The sequence below is a fragment of the Salinisphaera sp. T5B8 genome (assembly GCF_040361255.1).
Classification (GTDB): Bacteria; Pseudomonadota; Gammaproteobacteria; order Nevskiales; family Salinisphaeraceae; genus Salinisphaera.
Genome location: NZ_APNG01000011.1, coordinates 81168 through 100337, shown reverse-complemented (window position 1 = coordinate 100337; position 19170 = coordinate 81168). Strand labels below are relative to the sequence as shown.

Sequence of the window (19170 nt, the reverse complement as noted above, 5' to 3'; positions counted from 1 at the left end):
TCAGGATACTACGTCGTACCCGCGGGCCGTGGATGCCCGCCGCCGCTTCGATCAGCGTGCGCGCACCACGCGTTCGCGCGTGCCGAGTGCGGAGGAGAGCATTTCGAAGGGGATCGGCCGGGCTACGTGATAGCCCTGGGCATAGTCCACGCCGATGGTGCGCAGGGCATCCAGCATGGCGCGTGTTTCCACATGCTCGGCCACGGTGAGCAGACCCATCGCTTGGCCGACCTGATTGATCGCTTCGACGATCGAGCGCTCGACCGGATCGGTGAGGATGTTGGAGACGAGCTTGCCGTCGATCTTGATGAAGTCCGAGGGCAGGTTCTTGAGATAGGAAAACGAGCTCAGCCCGCTGCCGAAATCATCCAGCGAAAAGCGACAGCCCAGCGCCCGCAGCGAATGAATCAGCTCGCCGGCACGCCGGGTATTGGTCACCGCCGCGGTTTCGGTGATCTCGAAGACCAGCCGGTGCGGGTCCACGCTGGCGGCCTCGATCAGCCCGCGTGCATAGTCCACGAACTGTTCGTCGGTAATCGACTGGCCGGAAATATTGATGCTGTAATGCTCGATCGCGGCATGATCTTCGCCGGCCTGGGTGATGAGTTCGATCGCGCGGCGCAGCACCCAGCGGTCGATACGCGGGGCGATGTTGTAACGCTCGGCGGTAATCAGAAAATTCTGGGGCGAAAGGACCGATCCATCGGTATCGCGAACGCGCAGCAGCAATTCCACGCCGTAACCCGGGTTTTCGCGGCGATCGATCGGCTGGATGAACTGGGCGAACAACTCGAAGCTGTCGCTGTCCAGCGCTTCGCTGATCTGCTGCATGCGTTGCATGTCGCCGTGGCGGGTGAGCGTTTCGTCGCTGTCGCCGTGGTAGACATAGACCTGATTACGGCCTTTTTCCTTGGCCAGATAGCAGGCGGTATCGGCCCGGCGTAACAGTTCGTTGGCGTCAATGGCCTCGCGATCGATCGAGGCCACGCCCACGCTGGCGCCCAGACGAAAGAGTTTTTCGTCCCAGCGAAAACGAAAGCGATCGATTTCGGTGCGCAGCTCCTCGGCCTTGACCTGCGCGTCCATGATCGACATATCGCGCATGATCAGTCCGAATTCATCGCCGCCCAGGCGCGCGAGCGTGTCATCGCTGCGGATACAGGTGCTCAGGCGCGCGGCGATCTGGCGCAGCATTTCGTCGCCGGCATTATGTCCGCAGGTGTCGTTGACCAGCTTGAATTGGTCGAGATCGATATAGCACAGCGCATGGCTGTGCCTGTCGTCGACTTGCGTGAGGGCCTGGTCGAGCAGTTGTTCGAAGGCGCGTCGGTTGGGCAGGTCGGTAATCAGATCGTGGTTGGCCTGATAGGCGAGCTCCCGCGAGATCTGTTGCAGGCGCGTGATGTCGTGCAACACGATCACGGTTCCGGTAATCGCCTGGGCGCTATCGCGGATCGGCGCGATCGTCACCTTGACGGTATGGCCGGTCTGTTCGGGCGCGCGATCGTAGAGGGTGAGATCCTCGTCGTGCTCCTGCATCGTGCCGCTGGCCAGGCATTTGTGCACCAGCCCATTGACGGCCACGTTGCGTTCCGTGTCGATGAAATTACAGATCTTGTCGAAATGCCGGCCCAGCGCGGCGTCCATGCGTACCGCCAGCATCTGTTCGGCGCGTGGGTTGAGATAGTCCACGGCGCCGCTGGCATCGGTGGTGATCACCGCGTCGCCGATCGAGGCGAGCGTGACCTGGGCGCGTTCCTTGTGTTCGTTGAGCGCCTGCTGTGTTTCGATCAGTCGGGTGCCGTCCCGGCATACGCCTTCGCTGCCGATGGCGCGACCGGCGGTATCGTCGATACGACGCGACGAGATCAAAAGCCAGGCGATTTCACCGTTACGGCGATAAACCCGGGTAGGGTGGCGATGCAGCTGTGCACTGTCGAGCAGGGTGCGCTCGTCGTCCGCATCGGCCAGCAGGTCGCGCAGCAAGCGGCCTTCCAGCTCGTCGGGCCGGTAGCCGAGCATGTCGGTGACGGTATCGGTGACCCAGGTGATACGCCCATCCTGGTCGGTGTGATAAAGCACGTCCGTGACATTGCGTAACAGCCGTTGTACCCGCTGGTGGCGTACCAGCAGCTTGTCGCGGTAACGCTGTACGCGGTGGACGAGGTTTTCCACCGCATCCGCCAGGCGGCTATCGACACCGCTGAGCGCGGGCGGGCGTCGCGCGGCGTGCTGGCCGACGATATCGGATTGGTCCAGCCAGCTGATCAGCGGCGAGATCGCGTTATCGCGATCCGGGTCGCTGTCGTAGAGCGCATGCCAGCACAGTACGATCACACCCAAAGTCGAAATCATCGCCAGGCCGCTCATGGCCACGACCGTGAGCGTGCCGGCGGCATAGCTCAGGGTCAGCATGGCAATCTGCGCAGCGAGTACGCTGCTCAGGGCAACCACGATGACAATAAGCCGGCGGCGCGCGAGTTTCATGGCCACCGTGTCATGGACAGGCGGATACGCGTATCGGCCGAAAAGTTCGGGCGGCGAGCGGAAAACATATGTTTCGACCTGGCCTCGATCGTCGGTTACAGGGCGTAATCATAGCGCGCATGCGATCACAAACCACTGAATATCCATTGAACCGATATCCTGGATACTACGAATTCTCGCGGCCCACGTATAGGATGGCGCCATGATCGGTGATTTTTATCAACCCGAATTCGCGCTTCGAACGCGCCGTATCGGGGGTTGACGTGTTTTTATGGCGCCCGGTCGGGTTGCTCGCCAGTCATATGCCGAACCTCGTACGGCGGCTGCGGGTTCGACTGACGGCGTCTTTGAGCCAGAGCGCGACCTACTCTCTGGCCAACATGCGATTGTTCGCCATCGTGGCTGTCGTATGCCATCCCGTGTTCTACGTCTACTGGACTGAGTTCCAACCTCAGGATTTCGAAAGCGTGTGGCTGCGCGCGTTCAGCGTGGTGGTGGCCCTGCCCATGCTGTTCGGGCGCTATCTGTTTCGCGGCGGCGAATGGCGACGTGGCATTCGTATTTACTGGTTTCTGATTCTTATTTACCAGCTGCCGTTTTTCTTCGTGTTCATGGCGTTGATGAATCATTTCGATACGGTATGGGCGCTCTCGACCATGGCCGCATCGCTGTTTCTCGTACTGCTGGTCTTCGACTGGCTGATGATCATGTTGATGGCGGGCATTGGTACGGTCGTAGCCTGTCTGGTCTATATCGCCATCGGCGGCGATATGAGCGCGCAGTCCGAGACGCTGGGCCAGTTGGTGCCGACCTATCTTTTCGCGCTGCTCGGCGGCAGTGTCTTCAACTACAAAACCGAGCTCGTTGCGCGCGAAAAACTGGCTGCGATCACCTCGGCGGTGGGCACCATGGCGCACGAACTGCGTACGCCGCTGCTGGGTATTCGAAGCGGCGCGCGCGGGCTGCAGAATTATCTGCCGTCAATTTTCGAAGGCTTCGACATGGCGCGCGAACACGGGCTGCCGGTCAAGCGCATCCGCACCGCGCACTACCGCGAAATGCATGCCGTGCTCGATCGCATCAGCACCGAGGCCGAATATACGAACGTCATTCTGGATATGCTGCTGGTCAATTCGAGCCGCACGCGGGTCGACGAATCCACGTTCGAAACCGTATGCATCGGACGTTGCGTACAGGAGGCACTTGCGCGTTATCCGTTTCATTCCGCCCAGGAGCGCGCGATGGTGCATTGGAATGAGGGCGCGGATTTTCGTTTTTATGGATCGTCCGTGTTGATGGTCCACGTGCTGTTCAATCTGTTGAAGAACGCGCTGTATTTTCTGGCCAGGGTGGATGACGGGGATATCCGTATCTGGGCCGAGCGTGAAGCCGGCGGCGCGCACCGACTGTATTTTCGCGATACCGGGCCGGGAATACATCCCGATGTGTTGCCGCGTATATTCGAGCGGTTCTATTCCGCCATGCCGCATGGCCAGGGCACGGGCATCGGCCTGGCATTCGCGCGTATGGTAATGAACAGCTTCGGCGGCGATATTCGGTGTCATTCGGTTGTCGGACGTTATACCGAATTCGTCATGTTGTTTCCTGCGGTAGGCCGCGATGAATAAAACCTGTTTAGCGCCGTATTTTCACCCCACTCAGATCGTGCTCGTCGATGACGATATCGACTTTCTCGGTAATCTCAGCCTGCAACTGGAAGCCGATCTGCCGTATCTGCTGTTCGATTCCACCCAGAAAGCACTCGGTTATATCAACGACCGCGAAGACGAGGCGCCGTCGCGACAGCGCTTTTTCAAGCTGCAGGAAGAGGCCGACGGCCGGCGTCGGGTTACCCTCGATACCGAGGCTCTGGCGCGCGAAATGCACTTCACCAACCGTTTTTCGCGGATCTCGATCGCGATGATCGACTACGCCATGCCGCGCATGAACGGCCTCGAGTTCTGCCGCCGTATCGGCGATCCGAATATCAAAAAAATCCTGTTCACCGGCGTGGCCACCGAGGCCGAGGCGGTGGAAGGGTTCAATGCCGGTGTGATTGATAGCTATATCCGCAAAAGCGAGCACAACGTCTACGAGCACCTCAATCGTACGATTCGAGAACTCCAGCACGACCATATCCTGGACACCTTTACGACCGCGATCGATATGTTCGATGTCGAGGTCCCGGCGCTTCTGGCGGACGAGGCGATTGCACAGCTGCTCGCCACGCTGCGCTCGCGCTACGAGTTCGTCGAGTACTACATGGTGCTCAATCCCACCGGCTTTGTGCTCATCGACGGCGATGGCGAACTCTATCGCCTGGTGATCGTCGACGAGGTCGAACAGAAAGCCCTGGTCGAGCAGGCGGTCGCGCTCGGTGCGCCCACTGAATGCGTGCGTCTGCTGCAGGCCGGGGAGAATCTGCTCGACCCGGCCTTTCCGGGGCGCGCAAACAACGCCGCCGGCGAGTCGTATCGGCACTGGAAGTCGCATATGCGCGTAGCCGAGCGTGTCGAAGGCGCGCGCACTTATCGCTGGGCCGTGTTCGAATCCGACCCTGAAGAGCATGGCATGAGCCGGCCCAAGGCGACCTTCAATCGCTATCTCGAGTGGCTGGATACCGTCGGATATTCATTGATGTAGACGCCTCGGGCGCCGCCCGGGCGCCGGTACCGCAATCGCCTGTCCGTGCTTGCCTGGCGGGGCTTTCAGGCCGCCGCCGGCGTGCGGTTACCGTTCTTTTCTTGCGCTTTTGAAACATCCTTTCAAAGGTTGGCTTCTATCGGCTTGGCAAATATGAAATTGCCCGCTATTGCGGCGGCGCAATTTTGTATGGCGCAGATATTTAATATAAATAGAGTTCAATTAAAAATTGCGCGTGCGGTCGCGAACGGCCGTCGCAAAGCAATGAACCGCCATATCAATACAAGACGAGGTTGCCATGAACGAATTCGACACATCGCGCTACTCTTCGCTGCGCCCACACTCGGCTACCGAGCCGGCCTTTCTCCAGCATCACGTCGATCACTATTTTCGTGAACGCGTCGAGAAGACCTGGCAGGGCGGGCATATCATGCATGGTCGTCAGCCGGACACCGATTCCATTCTGATGGTGACCAACGATTATCTCGATCTGGCCAACCATCCGGAAGTCATTCAGGCTCAGATTGATTGTCTGCGCGCATCCGACAATACGGTGGTCATGTCGGGCGTGTATCTGCACGGCGACAGCCCGCAGCTGCATCTCGAACGGCGTATGGCCCGCTGGATGCGCATGGAGTCGAGTCTGCTGTGCCAGTCCGGCTATGCGGCCAATGTCGGGCTGATTCAGGCGATCGGCGCGCCTGGCACGCCGGTGTATGTCGATATGTTCGCCCATGCCTCGCTCTGGGAGGGGGTTCGCAGCGCAGGACTCGAGTGGAAGCCGTTTCGCCATAACGACCCCTCGCATCTGGAAACCATGATCAAGCGCAATGGTGCCGGCATCATCGTGATCGACTCGATCTATAGCACCACCGGGAGCGTCGCGCCACTGAAAGAGATCGTGGCGGTTGCCAACCGACATGGCTGCGTGACCATCGTGGACGAGTCGCATTCGCTGGGTACGCACGGCGATCAGGGCCGGGGGCTGGTGGCCGGACTCGGTCTGGAATCGCAGGTGCACTTCGTGACCGCGAGCCTGGCCAAGGCCTTTGCCGGACGGGCCGGGGTCATCGCCTGTAGCGAGCGCCTGCGCCAGTTCATCAAGTACAACTCGTTCCCGGCGATCTTCAGTTCATCGCTGCTACCGCACGATATCGCTGCGCTCTCGCGTACGCTGGATCTGATCAAGGGCGCCGATAACGAACGTGAACGGCTGCACGCCAACGCTGCGTATTTGCGTCGCCATCTGGACGCGCTGGGTTACAACGTGGATAGCGGCCAGGCGCAGATGATTGCCCTCGAGGCCGGTCGCGAAGAGCAGACCATCGTCCTGCGCGACGCGCTGGAATCGCGGGGCGTATTCGGTTCGGTTTTCTGCGCGCCGGCCACGGCCACCAAGCGGTCGTTGATCCGGCTGTCGGTCAATTGCAGCCACAGCTATGCGCAGCTCAACCGCGTGATCGATGTCTGTCGCGAGATACGCGAGGAAGTGGATCTGGCGAATTGGCCTTCGACCCGACGCGGCGGCAAGTGTGCCGCCGTGGCACGCGCGAACGCGGCCTGATTGCGACTTGCGACTTGCGGCGCGTCGGTCCGTTTTGCGGGCCGGCGCGCCGCAATAAATACAGAGCGCGTTGTCGTCTAAAACCCGCTGATAAAACCCGCTGAGGGTATCGGCGGGTTTGTTGTTGGGCGGGGCGGCTGCCCGTAATCGTGCGTATGTATCCGGGCCCGCCACGTTGTTATGGTCCGGCACTGCACCAGCCGACTGCATCGGCTGGTTTGACGGCTGCTTGGCGCCGGGCACTGGTGTGCATGCGTTTGCACAGGCGTTTTCAACCCGGGTTGATTCCTGCATTTGCTGGTTGCGGCGTCGACAACAGCCGTGTGCGCCTCGTCGCAGAATTAAGCGGCGAGGGATGATTTGCGTCGCTGTTTGTGACAGCGACGCCATGCCAAGGCAATGACTGACCATGACCGATCTAAACGAACTCAGCGAAAAGACCGATACCAGCGTCGAAATATTGCAGGCGATCGCCGATCAGCAAGGCGATGATGCCGACCGGATCCAGGAAGTCCTGGAAAACCCGGAGGATTTCGACTCCCTCATCGCCCGCGCCCGCGAAAACGCCAGCCACGAAAGCCTGCCCTTGAAGTGGCAGGGGCGCGAGGTACTTTAGCTTTTCTAGTCGTTTCCTGGCCGTTGACCTGGCTACCACCAGGTCAACGGGCTCGACGGGCATGCCGTCGAGCCCGGGGGCAAGGCTAGTCCCAGATGCCCGGTTCCACCTGATCGGGGTTCTTGAGTACCGAACGATGGAAGACCGGTTCGTCGATGCCCTCGGCGCGCTGGCGTTCGTAGTCCTTGAGTACGCGCAAGGCGATCGGCAATAACAGCAGAATCGCGATCAAGTTGGTTGTTGCCATCAAGCCCATCGCCAGATCGGCGAAATCCCAGACGAAGGTCAGCGTGGCCACCGAGCCGATCATCACCATCGCCAGAATCAGTGGTCGCAGAATAGTCACGGCTTTCTTGTGGTACTTGCCGGCGAGATATTCCAGATTGATTTCGGTATAGGCGAAGTTGGCCAGAATCGAGGTGTAGGCGAAAAAGAAGATCGCCACGGCGATGAACCCGACCCCGAAGCTGCCCAGATGATCGGCCATGGCATCCTGGGTGAGCTGGATACCCTGCATGGAGTCACTGCCGGTCTGAGTGGCCAGCATCTTGTCGTATACGCCCGACAGAAGAATGACCACGGCAGTGCAGCTGCAGATGATCAGCGTATCCACGATCACGCCAAACGATTGCACCAGGCCCTGGGCGGCCGGGTGGTTGACCTCGGCAGTGGCGGCGGCGTTCGGCGTGGAACCCATGCCGGCCTCGTTGGAAAACAGGCCGCGCTTGACGCCGTTTTCCATGGCGACTTTGATGGTATAACCCACGGCGCCGCCGACGGCCGGGCCGAAGCCGAAGGCGCTTTTCACGATCAGCGCCAACATGCCCGGTACCTGTTCGTAGTTGGCGATCAGGATATAGACCGCGACCAGAAAATAGGCGATCGCCATAAGCGGCACGATCTTTTCGGCGGTCTTGGCAATCGAGCGCAGGCCGCCGTAGACGACGATGCCGGCGAGCACCACCAGTACGAGACCGGTGGCCCAGGTCGGGACATTGAAAGCGCCCTGCATGCCCTTGGCGATGGTATTGGCCTGGGCGCCGGAGAACGCGAAACCGTAGGCGATGATGAGAAATACCGCGAAGATGATGCTCATCCAGCGCTGACCAAGCGCGCGTTCGATGTAGTAGGCCGGCCCGCCACGATAGACGCCGTCGGCGTAATGGATCTTGTAGACTTGGCCGAGCGTACATTCGATGAAGGTGGTGGCCAGACCCACGAGCGCGGTCATCCACATCCAGAACACCGCCCCGGGCCCGCCCACCCACAGGGCCAGCGCCACGCCAGCTAGGTTGCCGGTGCCCACACGGGCGGCCAGTGAGGTCGCGAGTGCCTGAAAGGAGCTCACGCCCTGATCACTGCTACGACTGTCGAAGGCGATTTTCACCATATGCCCGAGCATGCGGAACTGCATGAAGCGGGTGGCGACAGTGAAAACGATGCCGGCGCCGAAGAGCAGGTAGAACAGGATATAGGTCCAGACAAAATCGCTAACCGGCGTCATCACGGCATAGATCGCGCCGCGCAACGTTTCAATGAATTCCATTATCGGGTTCCCCCTGATCGAATAGACGAGCGTGGCGCGTTTGTCGTCGCGTCCCACCCGGTGATGTGTGCAAGCAATTGTTACGCCAGCGTGTCTTGCGACGCGTTATCGAATGCCAGTCGAACGCCTTCCCCATGGCGCTTGTCATCGAGCCTACGCCCGCCGCGGCGCGAACGCCATACCGCGATTGGTCGAAGTGGCCGTAACGCGCAGCGGGTGGATGCGCCGCGCTTAACGGCCATGACCGGGGCAGGGCTTGCGGCTTGGCCTGCGGTTCGAGCGGGCAAAAAAAACCCGCCGCATGGTGACCATGCGACGGGTGGCAACGCCATGGCGACGATCAGTTGACCGGTCCGCCCTCGCTGTCCTGACTGCATTCGGCCAGGCCGGCATCGCTCGAGCAGCGGATCTTTTTGAGCATGTGCTGCATGTCGTGGTCGTACCACTCCTGATCCCAGAGCTTCTGCCGGGTTTCGCGGAACATCTCGCGATAGTTGGCATCGCGTTCGCCCGAGATGTGTACCCAGTACTTGTCCGGGATTTCCTGGTCGGCGTTTTTCACCCGACGCATGGTCGAGTCGTACATGTTGTTGAACACCCAGCTGCGCGACTTCTGGCCAAAGCCGTCGTCGAACTTGTCTTCGTGGATGATCAGCTGACCCGAGAGCATGCCGAGCACGAAGTCGGCGATGCCGCCTTTTTCACCCAGGCCCTTGTAGAGCTCGAGTGCGTTGTAGGCAAACGACGGGGCATAGGCGAGATCCACACTGCCGTTGTTGAACATGGGCCCGAAGGAGGCAATCGAGGCGCCCACCGGCGAAGCACCCGCGACATTGGCCAGCGTCGAGGCCTGCTTGTCGTACGACATCACGGCGATCTTCTTGCCGGCGATGGTGTCCAGGCTTTCCAGATAGGCCTTGTCGCGGGAGAACAGGAAGGCCTTGCCCAGCGGCACGACACCGACGACTTCATAGCCATCTGCGCTCATGCGATCGGCGGCTTTGGGGCTGGACATGACCTTGATTGCGGTCTTTTCCTGATCGTAGGTCTGCAGCCCGCCGGCCATGTCGAGACTGCCGGCGAACTTGACGAAGTGAATGGCACGAATACCGGTCACCGCGGCCATGTCGCACTTGCCGGCCTTGAAGTCGTTGGCGGCGACGGCTTCGTCGGTATAGGCGCGGGTGTTGAACTTGATGCCCCATTCGCGCGCCTGCACGACATAGTCCTGGAACGACTGATAGATGAAGCCGTTGGCGCCGATGGGGTCATAGATACACAGGGATCGGGTTTGCTGGGCGCTGGCGGTTTGCAGTGCACCGCCCAGCAGGGCGGCGGCGCCGAGCGCGGCGGCGCTCAGGTAGGACGTCATTTTTCGTGACAGCATGGGTCGTATCCTCCGGGGTTGTCTTTGTACTACAGAACTTTCAACGGAATGGGCCGGGGCCGCGGTGCGACCCCGGGGCGTCGACTAGAACAGCGCCATGAAGATCAACGGAATGAAGGCCACCAGCAACAGCGAGGAGCCCATCACAGTAATCGGCAACAGCAATGCTTCGTGGCGGCGCCAGAAACTCGGGTCGTTGGCCACCTCGGCCTTGGCCGCCTGAATTTCGGCATCGCCGATGACCTGGCGCGTCAACAGCTGGTTGAGCGCCACGGGCGGACTCAGATAGCCGAGCTCGAAGGCGACCAGCACGATCATCCAGAAATGCACTGGATTGATGCCGTTGTCGTAGGCCAGCGGTGCAAGCGTCGCGCTTACCAGAATGATGGCGCCGTAGGGCTCCATGATCATGCCGATGATCACCAGCATAATCACCAGAATGCCGGTTGCGTACCACACGTTGCCTAGGTTTTCGGGGAACAGCTCCATCACGCCGGAGCGCTCCATCACGCCGCCGAAGACGATGGACAGCACCATCAGCATCAGCAGCGCGCCCAGCAACACGGAGGTATCCGCGGTAGAGGCGCGCAAGGCATTCCAGAAACCGGCCGGTTCGTGATCGGGGGCTTTCGCCTGACCACGATCGGCTGCATAGATGGCCTTGTCGTAGAGCCGGCGTGCGCGCCAGCGGTCATAGCCGAGCAGGGCGATCATCATCAACGGCAGGATCACCGGCGCGGAGAACTCGTTGAAGCTCTGGCCGAGCAGCTTGGCGTAGATGAGCACCACCGCGACCGCGATCACCACATACGGGATGATCGGTAAGAGTGCGCGGTGCGTAGCGGGCAACGCGTCATCGGGCGTGGCCAGATGCGGGCGGCTCTTGCGGGTGAGATAGACGAAGCCGGTGAACAGCGTCGCGCTCAGCGCGAACACGTACAGACCCCAGCCATAGAGCTGATCGGTGGTGACCTGCCGGTTGAGCGCGGCGATGATCACCACCATCAGACAGGGGTTGAGCACCACGCCCATGCTGCCCGACATCGCGGTCGAGGCCACCGCCAGCTGGCGATAGGTGCCGGCGATCCGGAGTTCCTGATAGATCACGGCGCCAATTGCGAGCACGAAAATGCCCGACGCGCCGGTGTAGGCCGTCGGCCAGGCGGAGGCGATCACCACGATGATGACGATGAATTCCGGGCGCATCTCCCAGGAGCGAAATACCCCGAACAGCAGTTCGGCGATCCGGGTGTGCTTGAGCATCATGCCCACCCACACATACAGGCCGATGCCGGTATACAGATCCGCAAACCGGATCATCTTGGTCAACTGAATGGCCGGGCCGGCGATATAGCCTTCGCTGATGAAGAAATACAGCAGGCTGATGAGCGCAAGCCAGCAATACAGCGGGATGGTCAGCTGGGCATGGAAGAACGAACCGCCCGGCGTGGCGCTCGCGGGGATACGGAAAAACCGGTATGCCGCTACGGCTGCCAGGGCAAGAAAGCCGATCAGCCACACCAGGTTCAGGCCGAAGTCGCCACCGGAGTCCAGGCGCATCCACACGAAGCCGCTGACGGCCATGGCCAGATTGGCGGCCACCTGCGCACCCGCGCTGACCCGATAGTCGAGCTGTGACTTGGGCATGCGCAGCGCGATCTGCTCGTTGAGCGCCAGGGCCACGAAGCCGCCGAGCATGATCAGCAGCACCAGAATATAGGCTTGCAGGCCCTGACCCATCTGGTTGATACGGCCCATGCCCAGTTCGAGCGAGCGAAAGGCGCGCAGCGTGGAGGTCGAGGTCATGCGCTGGTTGTATTCGTAGCGCTCGTAGCTTTCACGACACTGGCCGCGCTGGGCTTCCAGCGAGCGGCGCAGGGCTTGCGGATCGGAGGGGCCTGCATCGAACAGGCTGTCTTCGTCGGGCTTGGCAGCTCTGGACTGACTCTGGGCCACACGCGCGTCGATATCCATATCCGGATTACACGACGGCTCGTCCATGTCGACGCGCAACATGTTGTAGTTCTGCCAGACATCGCCGCCGAGGCTGAGCAGCTGGCCGTGAATGAAGGCACTCGTGCCGAACAGGATCGCCAGCAGCAGCAACGCCGCGATCGGCAGGGTGATCAGCCAGTTACGCGCCGCGCTGTAGCTCGTGGACAAATCGTCACTTTGCGGATCGAGTGCAGTCGATCCGCTCTCTAGGTTTTGATCACTCATCAGTCTAGGAAGCTGCCGGCATCGAAGTTGGAATCGGATTCGCTGCTGTCGTCATCGCCCGGAAAATCGCCGAGCGCGAGAAACGGCGTGCGCTGGCCGGTTTCGCGGGTCCAGATGCGATCGGACAGATACAGCGCCTGGGCATAGGCGACTTCACTGAGGATCATGTAATCCGGCGGGCCATCGCCGGCGTTGTAGATCTTGGCGACCTGACGAATACCCTGTTTTTCCCGGGCCTCGTCGGACTGGCCGTAGCCCGCCAGGGCGTAGAGCATGGCGGCCATCGGCATACCCTTGGACTCGCCGTAATCGGCCGCTTCGGTCAGCTGCGTCCAGGCATCGCTGCCCTCGGGCGCGGTACCCGGCACGCTCAGCCAGACCACCGCCTGCAGCGCGTTGGGAACGCCCCACCATTTTTCGTTATCCATGCACTCGGTAGCCCGACCGGCGCGCGCGGCCACATCCTGCGGCACGCCCACACTGCTCGACGCCTGGATATCGCTCAACAAGGCCTGCACTGACGTCAGCGTGCCGACCATGTATTCGAATTCCTCGACATCGTTGCCCAGCGACGGGCATTCGCCGTTGCCCAGTTCGCCAAAAGCGTCGACCGTGTCGCGATATACCGCATAACGGCGCAGCGCGGTGCGCCGGAACAGCCGCTGAGACTCGACGCGCGCGTCGCGCGCCTCTTCGGTATTGCCCTCGCGCAGTGCACGCGCAAAGCGCAGCTGTTCTTCCTGGGCCTCGGCTTCCGAGCACAGCCCGGCCAGCAGGCTGGTGTTGAGCAATACGTTGGAGGGGCGGCCGATCACGCGGCCGAACGACGCCAGCAGTTGATGCTGGCCCATGCCGGTGCCGCAGGCGGACAGGTCGAGGTCGCCGCTACCGATCACGTAGGGCACCACTTCATCCTGCGAATAGTGTGCGAGCACATGACCGGTGGGCTTGTAGATCAGGCCGCAGCCGCTCAGCGCGACGACAAGGCCTGCCATGAGCGGCAGCGAGAGTCTCTTCAACATGGCGGTTAAGTCCTCCTACGTATTGTTGTAATCCTTGTGTACTCGCACCACATGACGCCGGCCAGCCTTGTTGTTGTTCGTACCGCGCACGTATCGCGGCCGGGCGGCGAATGCCGTTGCCGACAGTGATCAATATCCGACATCGTTGCCCCCAGCGCCACGGGCAGTTCGGGAAATATATCTTTTACGCCCGCCGAAACCAAGTTTTCGTGGACCATACACAGCGCACAGCAGGGCTGGCCACGCTTCGGGCAAGCGCTTGCCCATGCGACAATCGCGCGCTGCAAAGCCCGGCTTCATACGGGTTCGGCCGTCGTCTGCACACGGCTCGGGCGCGCTAGCGACATAGCTCATGAATGACAATCGATCGACAGATGTAATCGTGCTCGGCGGCGGCGCGGCCGGGCTGATGTGCGCGGCGGTGGCCGGCGCGCGCGGTCGTCACGTAACCGTGGTCGAGGGCAGCAAGCGCTGCGGCAAGAAGATCCTCATGTCCGGCGGTGGGCGCTGCAACTTCACCAATCTGTATTCCACGCCAGAGAATTTTCTTTCGGCCAACCCGCATTTCTGCAAGTCGGCACTGGCACGCTACACCCCGGCCGATTTCGTCGCGCTGGTCGAAGCCCATGGCATCGCCTACCACGAAAAGGAACGCGGACAGCTGTTCTGCAACGAGTCGTCCAAGCAGATCGTGGCCATGCTGCTCGACGAATGTGCTGCCGCGGGCGTGGATATTCGCGTGAATACGCCGATCGAACAGGTGCGCCGCGACGCGCAGGGCGGCTTCATCGTGGATACGCCTGCGGGCCCGCTGCACGGCGAAAGCGTGGTGGTGGCCACCGGCGGGCTGTCGATTCCCAAGATGGGGGCCAGTGGTATCGGTTATCGGATCGCCCGCGATTTCGGCCTGCCCGTGCGCGCGACGCGGGCCGGCCTGGTGCCGTTTACCGTCGATGCTTCGGCACGTGCAGCCTTCGCCGAACTCTCCGGCATCGCGACCCAGGTCGAGGCCACCTGCAACGATGGCCTCTTCGACGCCGGCCTGTTGTTCACCCATCGCGGCCTGAGTGGCCCGGCCATGCTGCAGATTTCCTCGTACTGGCAGCCGGGGGACACGATCGTCATCGACTGGTTTGCAGGTACGGATGTCGGCGACTGGCTTGAAAACGAGCGTGCAGCACGGCCGAATGCTCGTCTGGCCAGCGCCCTGGCCACCCGCTTGCCGCGCCGGCTGGCGAATTGGCTGGCCGAACGCTGTGCGCCAGGTAACAAACGGCTCAAGCAGCTGGATGCCACCACCACGCCCGTGTTGATCGACCAGCTCTCGGCCTGGCCGTTCAGCCCGGCCGCCACGGAAGGCTATCGCACCGCCGAGGTCACCCTTGGCGGCGTCGACACGCATGCATTGTCCTCGGCAACGCTCGCGGCAAAGGACGTGGACGGGCTGTATTTTATTGGCGAAGTAGTGGATGTGACCGGCCATCTCGGCGGTCACAACTTTCAGTGGGCCTGGGCCTGTGCGCAGGCCGCGGGCGAGGTAGTCTAGGCCCTCTTTCAGGCGTTTTTCGGCAAAGGATTGATCGTTATGCGGATGCGATGCGTGACTGGCAGATGGCGTGATCTGTTGTTGCCCTTGGGGATGCTCACGCTGGCAGCCTGTGCCTCGCAGTCGGTCGAAACGGCGCGCTCATCGGATGCCAGCCCCGACGTGGCCGCGGATATGCGCATGTCCGCACCGCCGGCTAGTACGCCGCAGCCGCCGGCCGCGCCGGCCCGTGACGCCGTGGGTTTTCAGCGCTGGGTTGCGGATTTCCGCCGTCGCGCCGCCGCACGCGGCGTATCGGCGGGCACGCTCGACGAAGCTTTCGACGGGGCCGAATTCGTACCCCGTATCGTCGAACTCGATCGGCGCCAGCCCGAATTTTCGCGCGCCATCTGGGATTATCTCGACAGCGCGGTGTCCGACGCGCGGATTCGCCAGGGCCGCGAGCAGTTGGCGACCTATTCGGCCGAGGCCCGCGAGGCCGAGAATCGCTATGGTGTGCCGGCGACGATCATCGGCGCGATCTGGGGCGTGGAAAGCAATTACGGCCGCAACTTCGGCAACTACGAAACCATCGACGCCCTGGCCACGCTCGGCTACGACGGTCGGCGCACGGGTTTTGCCGAAGAGCAGCTCTATGCCGCGCTGGAGATTCTGGCCAACGGCGATATCGATCGCGAGCGCATGCGCGGCTCCTGGGCGGGTGCCATGGGTCATACCCAGTTCATTCCCACCAGCTTTCTGGCCTACGCCGTGGATGAGGATGGCGACGGCCGTCGCGATATCTGGGGCAGCATCGCCGATGTGATGGGTTCGACGGCCAACTATCTGCAAAAGAATGGCTGGCAGCGCGGCCAGACCTGGGGCCGTGAAGTCGTCTTGCCGCCGAACTTCGACTACGGTCAGGCCGAGCTCGATACGCGGCGCAGCACCGCCCAGTGGCAGGCCGTGGGCGTGCGCGCGGTCGACAGCCGCGGGCTCCCGTCGTTCACCGCGGCGGCCATCATCGCCCCGGCTGGCGCGCATGGGCCTGCGTTCATGGTGGGGCCGAATTTCCGCACCATCCTGCGCTACAACAATGCCACCAGCTATGCATTGGCGGTCGGTCTGCTATCCGACCGGCTGGCTGGCGCGCCCGGCGTCTATGGTGACTGGCCGCGTACGCTGGCGAGCCTGTCGCGTACCGAAATCAAGGATATGCAACGCCTGCTCAACAAGCTTGGCTATGGCACCGGCACGCCGGACGGCATCATAGGCCCGAATACCCGTGCCGGGCTGCGCGCATTTCAGCGTTCGCAGGGGCTGACCGCCGACGGCTACCCGACCCACGAACTGCTGCGCCGGATTCGTAGCGCCGCCGGCTGACCGCAAAGGCCGGGCGCGGCCGCGCCCGGCCTTATGGCGACAACGCGGCCGATCAGTTATGGCCCGCGATGGGGTGGGGTAGGTAGGGCGCTTCCAGCTTTTGCTTCTCGTCGGCGCTGAGCTCGATATCGATTGCCTGGACCGCCTGATCGAGATGATGGGACTTGCTGGCCCCCACGATCGGCGCGGTAATCACCGGATTGGACGCCACCCAGGCCAGCGCGATCTGGGCCATCGACACATCGCGGGCTTCGGCGACTTCGCGTAGCGCGGCGATCACCGGGGCGTCGATTTCGCCGCCGAGATGCCACTTGCGCGTGTTTTCGTCGGTTTTCGCCCGCGTGGATTCGCCGCCTTCGCCCTGGGTCGTCTTGCCGGCCAGCACGCCGCGCGCCAGCGGGCTCCACGGAATCACGCCCACGCCCTGATCGGCGCATAGCGGCAACATTTCGCGCTCTTCTTCGCGATAGACCAGGTTGTACATCGGCTGCATGGTCACGAACGGCGTCCAGCCATGGCGCTCGGCCACCTGCTGGGCCTTGGCGAATTGCCAGGCATACATGGACGATGCGCCGATATAGCGGGCCTTGCCGGCCTTGACCACGTCGTGCAGCGCTTCCATCGTTTCCTCGATCGGCGTGTCGTAATCCCAGCGATGGATCTGATAGAGGTCGACATGATCGGTGCCCAGGCGTTCGAGTGAGCCGTCGATCGCACTCATGATGTGCTTGCGCGACAGGCCGCGGTCGTTCGGGCCGTCGCCCATGGGCATGTACACCTTGGTGGCGAGCACGAACTCATCGCGCCGGGCGTAGTCGGTCAACGCCTTGCCGACCACCCGCTCGGAAGCGCCCAGCGAATACATATCCGCGGTATCGAAGAAATTGATGCCGGCATCCAGCGCCTGCTTGAGAAACGGCCGGCTGGCCTGTTCGTCGAGCACCCATTCCCGCCATTCGGGCGTGCCGTAAGTCATGGTGCCCAGACACAGGGGCGAGACTTTCGTGCCGGTGCTGCCAAGACGTTTGTACTGCATGGCGTATACGCTTTTGAAAAATCGATGCCACATACAATAAAGCAGGCAGCGTCGCTCGGGAACCGGGCGCGACCGTGCTAATCTGACGCGCATTCGAACTCACGCAGAGACAAGCCCCGATGGGCGAACAGACCACCCTGACCGGACTCCTGGAATCGCTGGATTCCAGCGCCCAAGGCCAGGCCGACAGTCATGGTTCGGACGATCAGCTGTCGATTGGCGAAGTGCTGGAAGTCATCGGCGAGCGTGGCTACGGCCCGCTTGTGCTCATCCTGGCGCTCATCGCGGCGTTGCCCACGGGCGCGGTGCCCGGCATTCCGAGCGTCTGCGGTATTTCCATTGCGCTGGTCTCCACCCAGCTGATCTTCGGCAAGGCCCATCCCTGGCTGCCCAAACGTCTGCGCCGCCTGGCGATCGAGCGGCATCGCTATCGTCAGGTTTCGCGTCGGCTCATACCGTGGACACGCCGTATCGATCGGCTCGTGCGTCCGCGTCTGACCGTGCTCGTACAAGGCGCGAGCACCCGGCTGATCGGCCTGGCCTGTGTCGCCCTTGGCCTGTGTATGGTGCCACTGGAAATTCTGCCGTTCGCTGCCGCCGCGCCCGCACTCGGGATTGCGCTCATGGGGCTAGGGCTGACCGGACGCGATGGATTCTGGGTGCTGGCGGGTCTGGTACCGGCCGGGTTGGCCGGCTATTTCGTCTATACCGTGCTTAGCTAGGCCGTCACCGGCAAGCGCGCTGGCGCGGCCCATCGATCCGACGGATGATCGTGCGGCCAGTGTTTATTCGAAATCCGCTAGACTCGGATTCGACAATCAAACCCTATCCTCGCAAGGAAGTGAATCGTATGAATAAAATCTTCATTGGGCTGGCCACGAGCGGGCTGCTCGCTGCCACCGCCCTCAGTGCGAACGCAGCCGAAACCTATACGATCGATCCCTCGCATACCTATGGCAACTTCGAGATCGGCCATATGGGCCTGTCCACCATGCACGGGCGTATCGATGTCACCGGCGGCGAAATCGTCATGGATCGCGACGGCGATACCAGTCGGGTTGAGGTGACCCTCGATCCGGCCAGCGTGGATACCGGCCACGACAAGCGCGACGAACATCTGCGTGAAACCGAAGGTTTCTTCGAGGTCGAGAAATATCCCGAAATGCGCTTCAAGTCCACGAGCGTGACCTTCGACGGCGATGACGAAGCCACCGTGGAAGGCGAGCTCACGATGCACGGCACCACCAAGCCCGTCACGCTCGATGTCGACGATATCGTGTGCAAGACCAACCCCATGGACGAGAAGAAATACACCTGCGGCTTCTCGGCCGAAACCGAGATCAAGCGCAGCGATTTCGACATGGACGCCTTTATCCCGCTGGTGGCCGACGAAGTCGAAATCCAGATCGAAGCCGAAGCCAACCGGCCCAACGACCAAGGCTAGACCAACGCGTTATCAGCCGGTGGCTCGAACGCGTCACCGGCTGATCGCAGGCGTGTCGGTGATCGCGAGGCTTCGTTGCTTCAAAAAAAGTCCGCAAATGAATGCTAGGCGTGCCAATTAAAGGGTCGCGACTCGGCCACCACGCCCGTCTTATTCGTCCCCGATCTTGATTATGTACAAAGGTCAGCATGCGGCGCGAACAGCACAGCGACCGGCCATCGAGCGATCTATCTTTCGTCTTATTCGCGTGTCTTGGCGTTCATTCGCGGACAAGCTGCCCGCTTGAGAACAGCCTGC

14 protein-coding genes are annotated in these 19170 nt (G+C 61.8%); 8 read left to right on the top strand and 6 right to left on the bottom strand.

Features of this window, described 5'->3' with window-relative positions:
* Nucleotides 1-51: 51 nt before the first annotated feature.
* Nucleotides 52-2487 carry an EAL domain-containing protein gene (locus tag T5B8_RS11385; RefSeq protein ID WP_353178825.1) on the bottom strand — a complete coding sequence of 812 codons (2436 nt, stop codon included), beginning with the start codon at nucleotides 2485-2487 and terminating at the stop codon, nucleotides 52-54.
* 263 nt (nucleotides 2488-2750) lie between these two features.
* Here T5B8_RS11385 and T5B8_RS11380 point away from each other — a divergent pair, with 263 nt between their 5' ends.
* From T5B8_RS11380 to T5B8_RS11365, 4 genes are all read left to right on the top strand, one after another.
* On the top strand, nucleotides 2751-4115 hold the full coding sequence (locus tag T5B8_RS11380) for a sensor histidine kinase (RefSeq protein ID WP_353178823.1): 1365 nt from the start codon (nucleotides 2751-2753) through the stop codon (nucleotides 4113-4115).
* A complete protein-coding gene (locus T5B8_RS11375) occupies nucleotides 4108-5130 on the top strand; it encodes a hypothetical protein (RefSeq protein WP_353178821.1) in 1023 nt (340 codons plus the stop codon). The genes T5B8_RS11380 and T5B8_RS11375 overlap by 8 nt, the downstream gene beginning before the upstream one ends.
* A 298-nt stretch (nucleotides 5131-5428) precedes the next feature.
* Nucleotides 5429-6694 (top strand): alpha-hydroxyketone-type quorum-sensing autoinducer synthase, encoded by a 1266-nt coding sequence (gene cqsA / locus T5B8_RS11370; RefSeq protein ID WP_353178820.1) that lies wholly within the window; start codon nucleotides 5429-5431, stop codon nucleotides 6692-6694.
* Between the two features lie 409 nt (nucleotides 6695-7103).
* A complete protein-coding gene (locus T5B8_RS11365) occupies nucleotides 7104-7310 on the top strand; it encodes a hypothetical protein (protein ID WP_353178818.1) in 207 nt (68 codons plus the stop codon).
* Between the two features lie 85 nt (nucleotides 7311-7395).
* On the opposite strand, the gene T5B8_RS11360 is transcribed toward T5B8_RS11365, so the two are convergent.
* From T5B8_RS11360 to T5B8_RS11345, 4 genes are all read right to left on the bottom strand, one after another.
* Entirely contained in the window at nucleotides 7396-8856 is a 1461-nt protein-coding gene (locus tag T5B8_RS11360; protein WP_353178816.1) for an alanine/glycine:cation symporter family protein, read from the bottom strand.
* A gap of 340 nt (nucleotides 8857-9196) precedes the next feature.
* Complete coding sequence (locus T5B8_RS11355) at nucleotides 9197-10243, bottom strand: putative solute-binding protein (protein WP_353178815.1); 1047 nt, start codon at nucleotides 10241-10243, stop codon at nucleotides 9197-9199.
* 84 nt (nucleotides 10244-10327) lie between these two features.
* A complete protein-coding gene (locus tag T5B8_RS11350; protein ID WP_353178813.1) occupies nucleotides 10328-12406 on the bottom strand; it encodes a TRAP transporter large permease subunit in 2079 nt (692 codons plus the stop codon).
* Between the two features lie 56 nt (nucleotides 12407-12462).
* Nucleotides 12463-13485: a hypothetical protein gene (locus T5B8_RS11345; protein ID WP_353178812.1), complete on the bottom strand. Its 1023-nt coding sequence runs from the start codon at nucleotides 13483-13485 to the stop codon at nucleotides 12463-12465.
* 352 nt (nucleotides 13486-13837) lie between these two features.
* Between T5B8_RS11345 and T5B8_RS11340 the strand changes: the two genes are divergently transcribed.
* Together T5B8_RS11340 and T5B8_RS11335 are read left to right on the top strand one after the other, a co-directional pair.
* Complete coding sequence (locus tag T5B8_RS11340; protein ID WP_353178810.1) at nucleotides 13838-15031, top strand: BaiN/RdsA family NAD(P)/FAD-dependent oxidoreductase; 1194 nt, start codon at nucleotides 13838-13840, stop codon at nucleotides 15029-15031.
* 54 nt (nucleotides 15032-15085) lie between these two features.
* Complete coding sequence (locus tag T5B8_RS11335; protein WP_502950796.1) at nucleotides 15086-16393, top strand: lytic murein transglycosylase; 1308 nt, start codon at nucleotides 15086-15088, stop codon at nucleotides 16391-16393.
* A 52-nt stretch (nucleotides 16394-16445) separates the two neighbouring features.
* On the opposite strand, the gene T5B8_RS11330 is transcribed toward T5B8_RS11335, so the two are convergent.
* Entirely contained in the window at nucleotides 16446-17429 is a 984-nt protein-coding gene (locus T5B8_RS11330) for an aldo/keto reductase (protein ID WP_353178809.1), read from the bottom strand.
* Nucleotides 17430-17548: 119 nt separating this feature from the next.
* On the opposite strand from T5B8_RS11330, the gene T5B8_RS11325 reads away from it, so the two are divergent.
* Both T5B8_RS11325 and T5B8_RS11320 read left to right on the top strand, forming a co-directional pair.
* The gene (locus T5B8_RS11325; RefSeq protein ID WP_353178808.1) at nucleotides 17549-18151 is read left to right on the top strand and encodes an exopolysaccharide biosynthesis protein; all 603 of its coding nucleotides are present in this window, start codon (nucleotides 17549-17551) and stop codon (nucleotides 18149-18151) included.
* 128 nt (nucleotides 18152-18279) lie between these two features.
* Nucleotides 18280-18873, top strand: coding sequence for a YceI family protein (locus T5B8_RS11320; protein WP_353178806.1), 594 nt, complete (start codon nucleotides 18280-18282; stop codon nucleotides 18871-18873).
* Nucleotides 18874-19170 lie beyond the last annotated feature (297 nt).

What these genes read in the sequence shown, in the direction of transcription:
- T5B8_RS11375 (WP_353178821.1), top strand. Translation starts at nt 4,108, where the DNA reads ATGAATAAAACCTGTTTAGCGCCGTATTTTCACCCCACTCAGATCGTG.
- T5B8_RS11355 (WP_353178815.1), bottom strand. Translation starts at nt 10,243, where the DNA reads ATGCTGTCACGAAAAATGACGTCCTACCTGAGCGCCGCCGCGCTCGGC.
- T5B8_RS11360 (WP_353178816.1), bottom strand. Translation starts at nt 8,856, where the DNA reads ATGGAATTCATTGAAACGTTGCGCGGCGCGATCTATGCCGTGATGACG.
- T5B8_RS11365 (WP_353178818.1), top strand. Translation starts at nt 7,104, where the DNA reads ATGACCGATCTAAACGAACTCAGCGAAAAGACCGATACCAGCGTCGAA.
- T5B8_RS11385 (WP_353178825.1), bottom strand. Translation starts at nt 2,487, where the DNA reads ATGAAACTCGCGCGCCGCCGGCTTATTGTCATCGTGGTTGCCCTGAGC.
- T5B8_RS11340 (WP_353178810.1), top strand. Translation starts at nt 13,838, where the DNA reads ATGAATGACAATCGATCGACAGATGTAATCGTGCTCGGCGGCGGCGCG.
- cqsA (WP_353178820.1), top strand. Translation starts at nt 5,429, where the DNA reads ATGAACGAATTCGACACATCGCGCTACTCTTCGCTGCGCCCACACTCG.
- T5B8_RS11330 (WP_353178809.1), bottom strand. Translation starts at nt 17,429, where the DNA reads ATGCAGTACAAACGTCTTGGCAGCACCGGCACGAAAGTCTCGCCCCTG.
- T5B8_RS11320 (WP_353178806.1), top strand. Translation starts at nt 18,280, where the DNA reads ATGAATAAAATCTTCATTGGGCTGGCCACGAGCGGGCTGCTCGCTGCC.
- T5B8_RS11325 (WP_353178808.1), top strand. Translation starts at nt 17,549, where the DNA reads ATGGGCGAACAGACCACCCTGACCGGACTCCTGGAATCGCTGGATTCC.
- T5B8_RS11345 (WP_353178812.1), bottom strand. Translation starts at nt 13,485, where the DNA reads ATGTTGAAGAGACTCTCGCTGCCGCTCATGGCAGGCCTTGTCGTCGCG.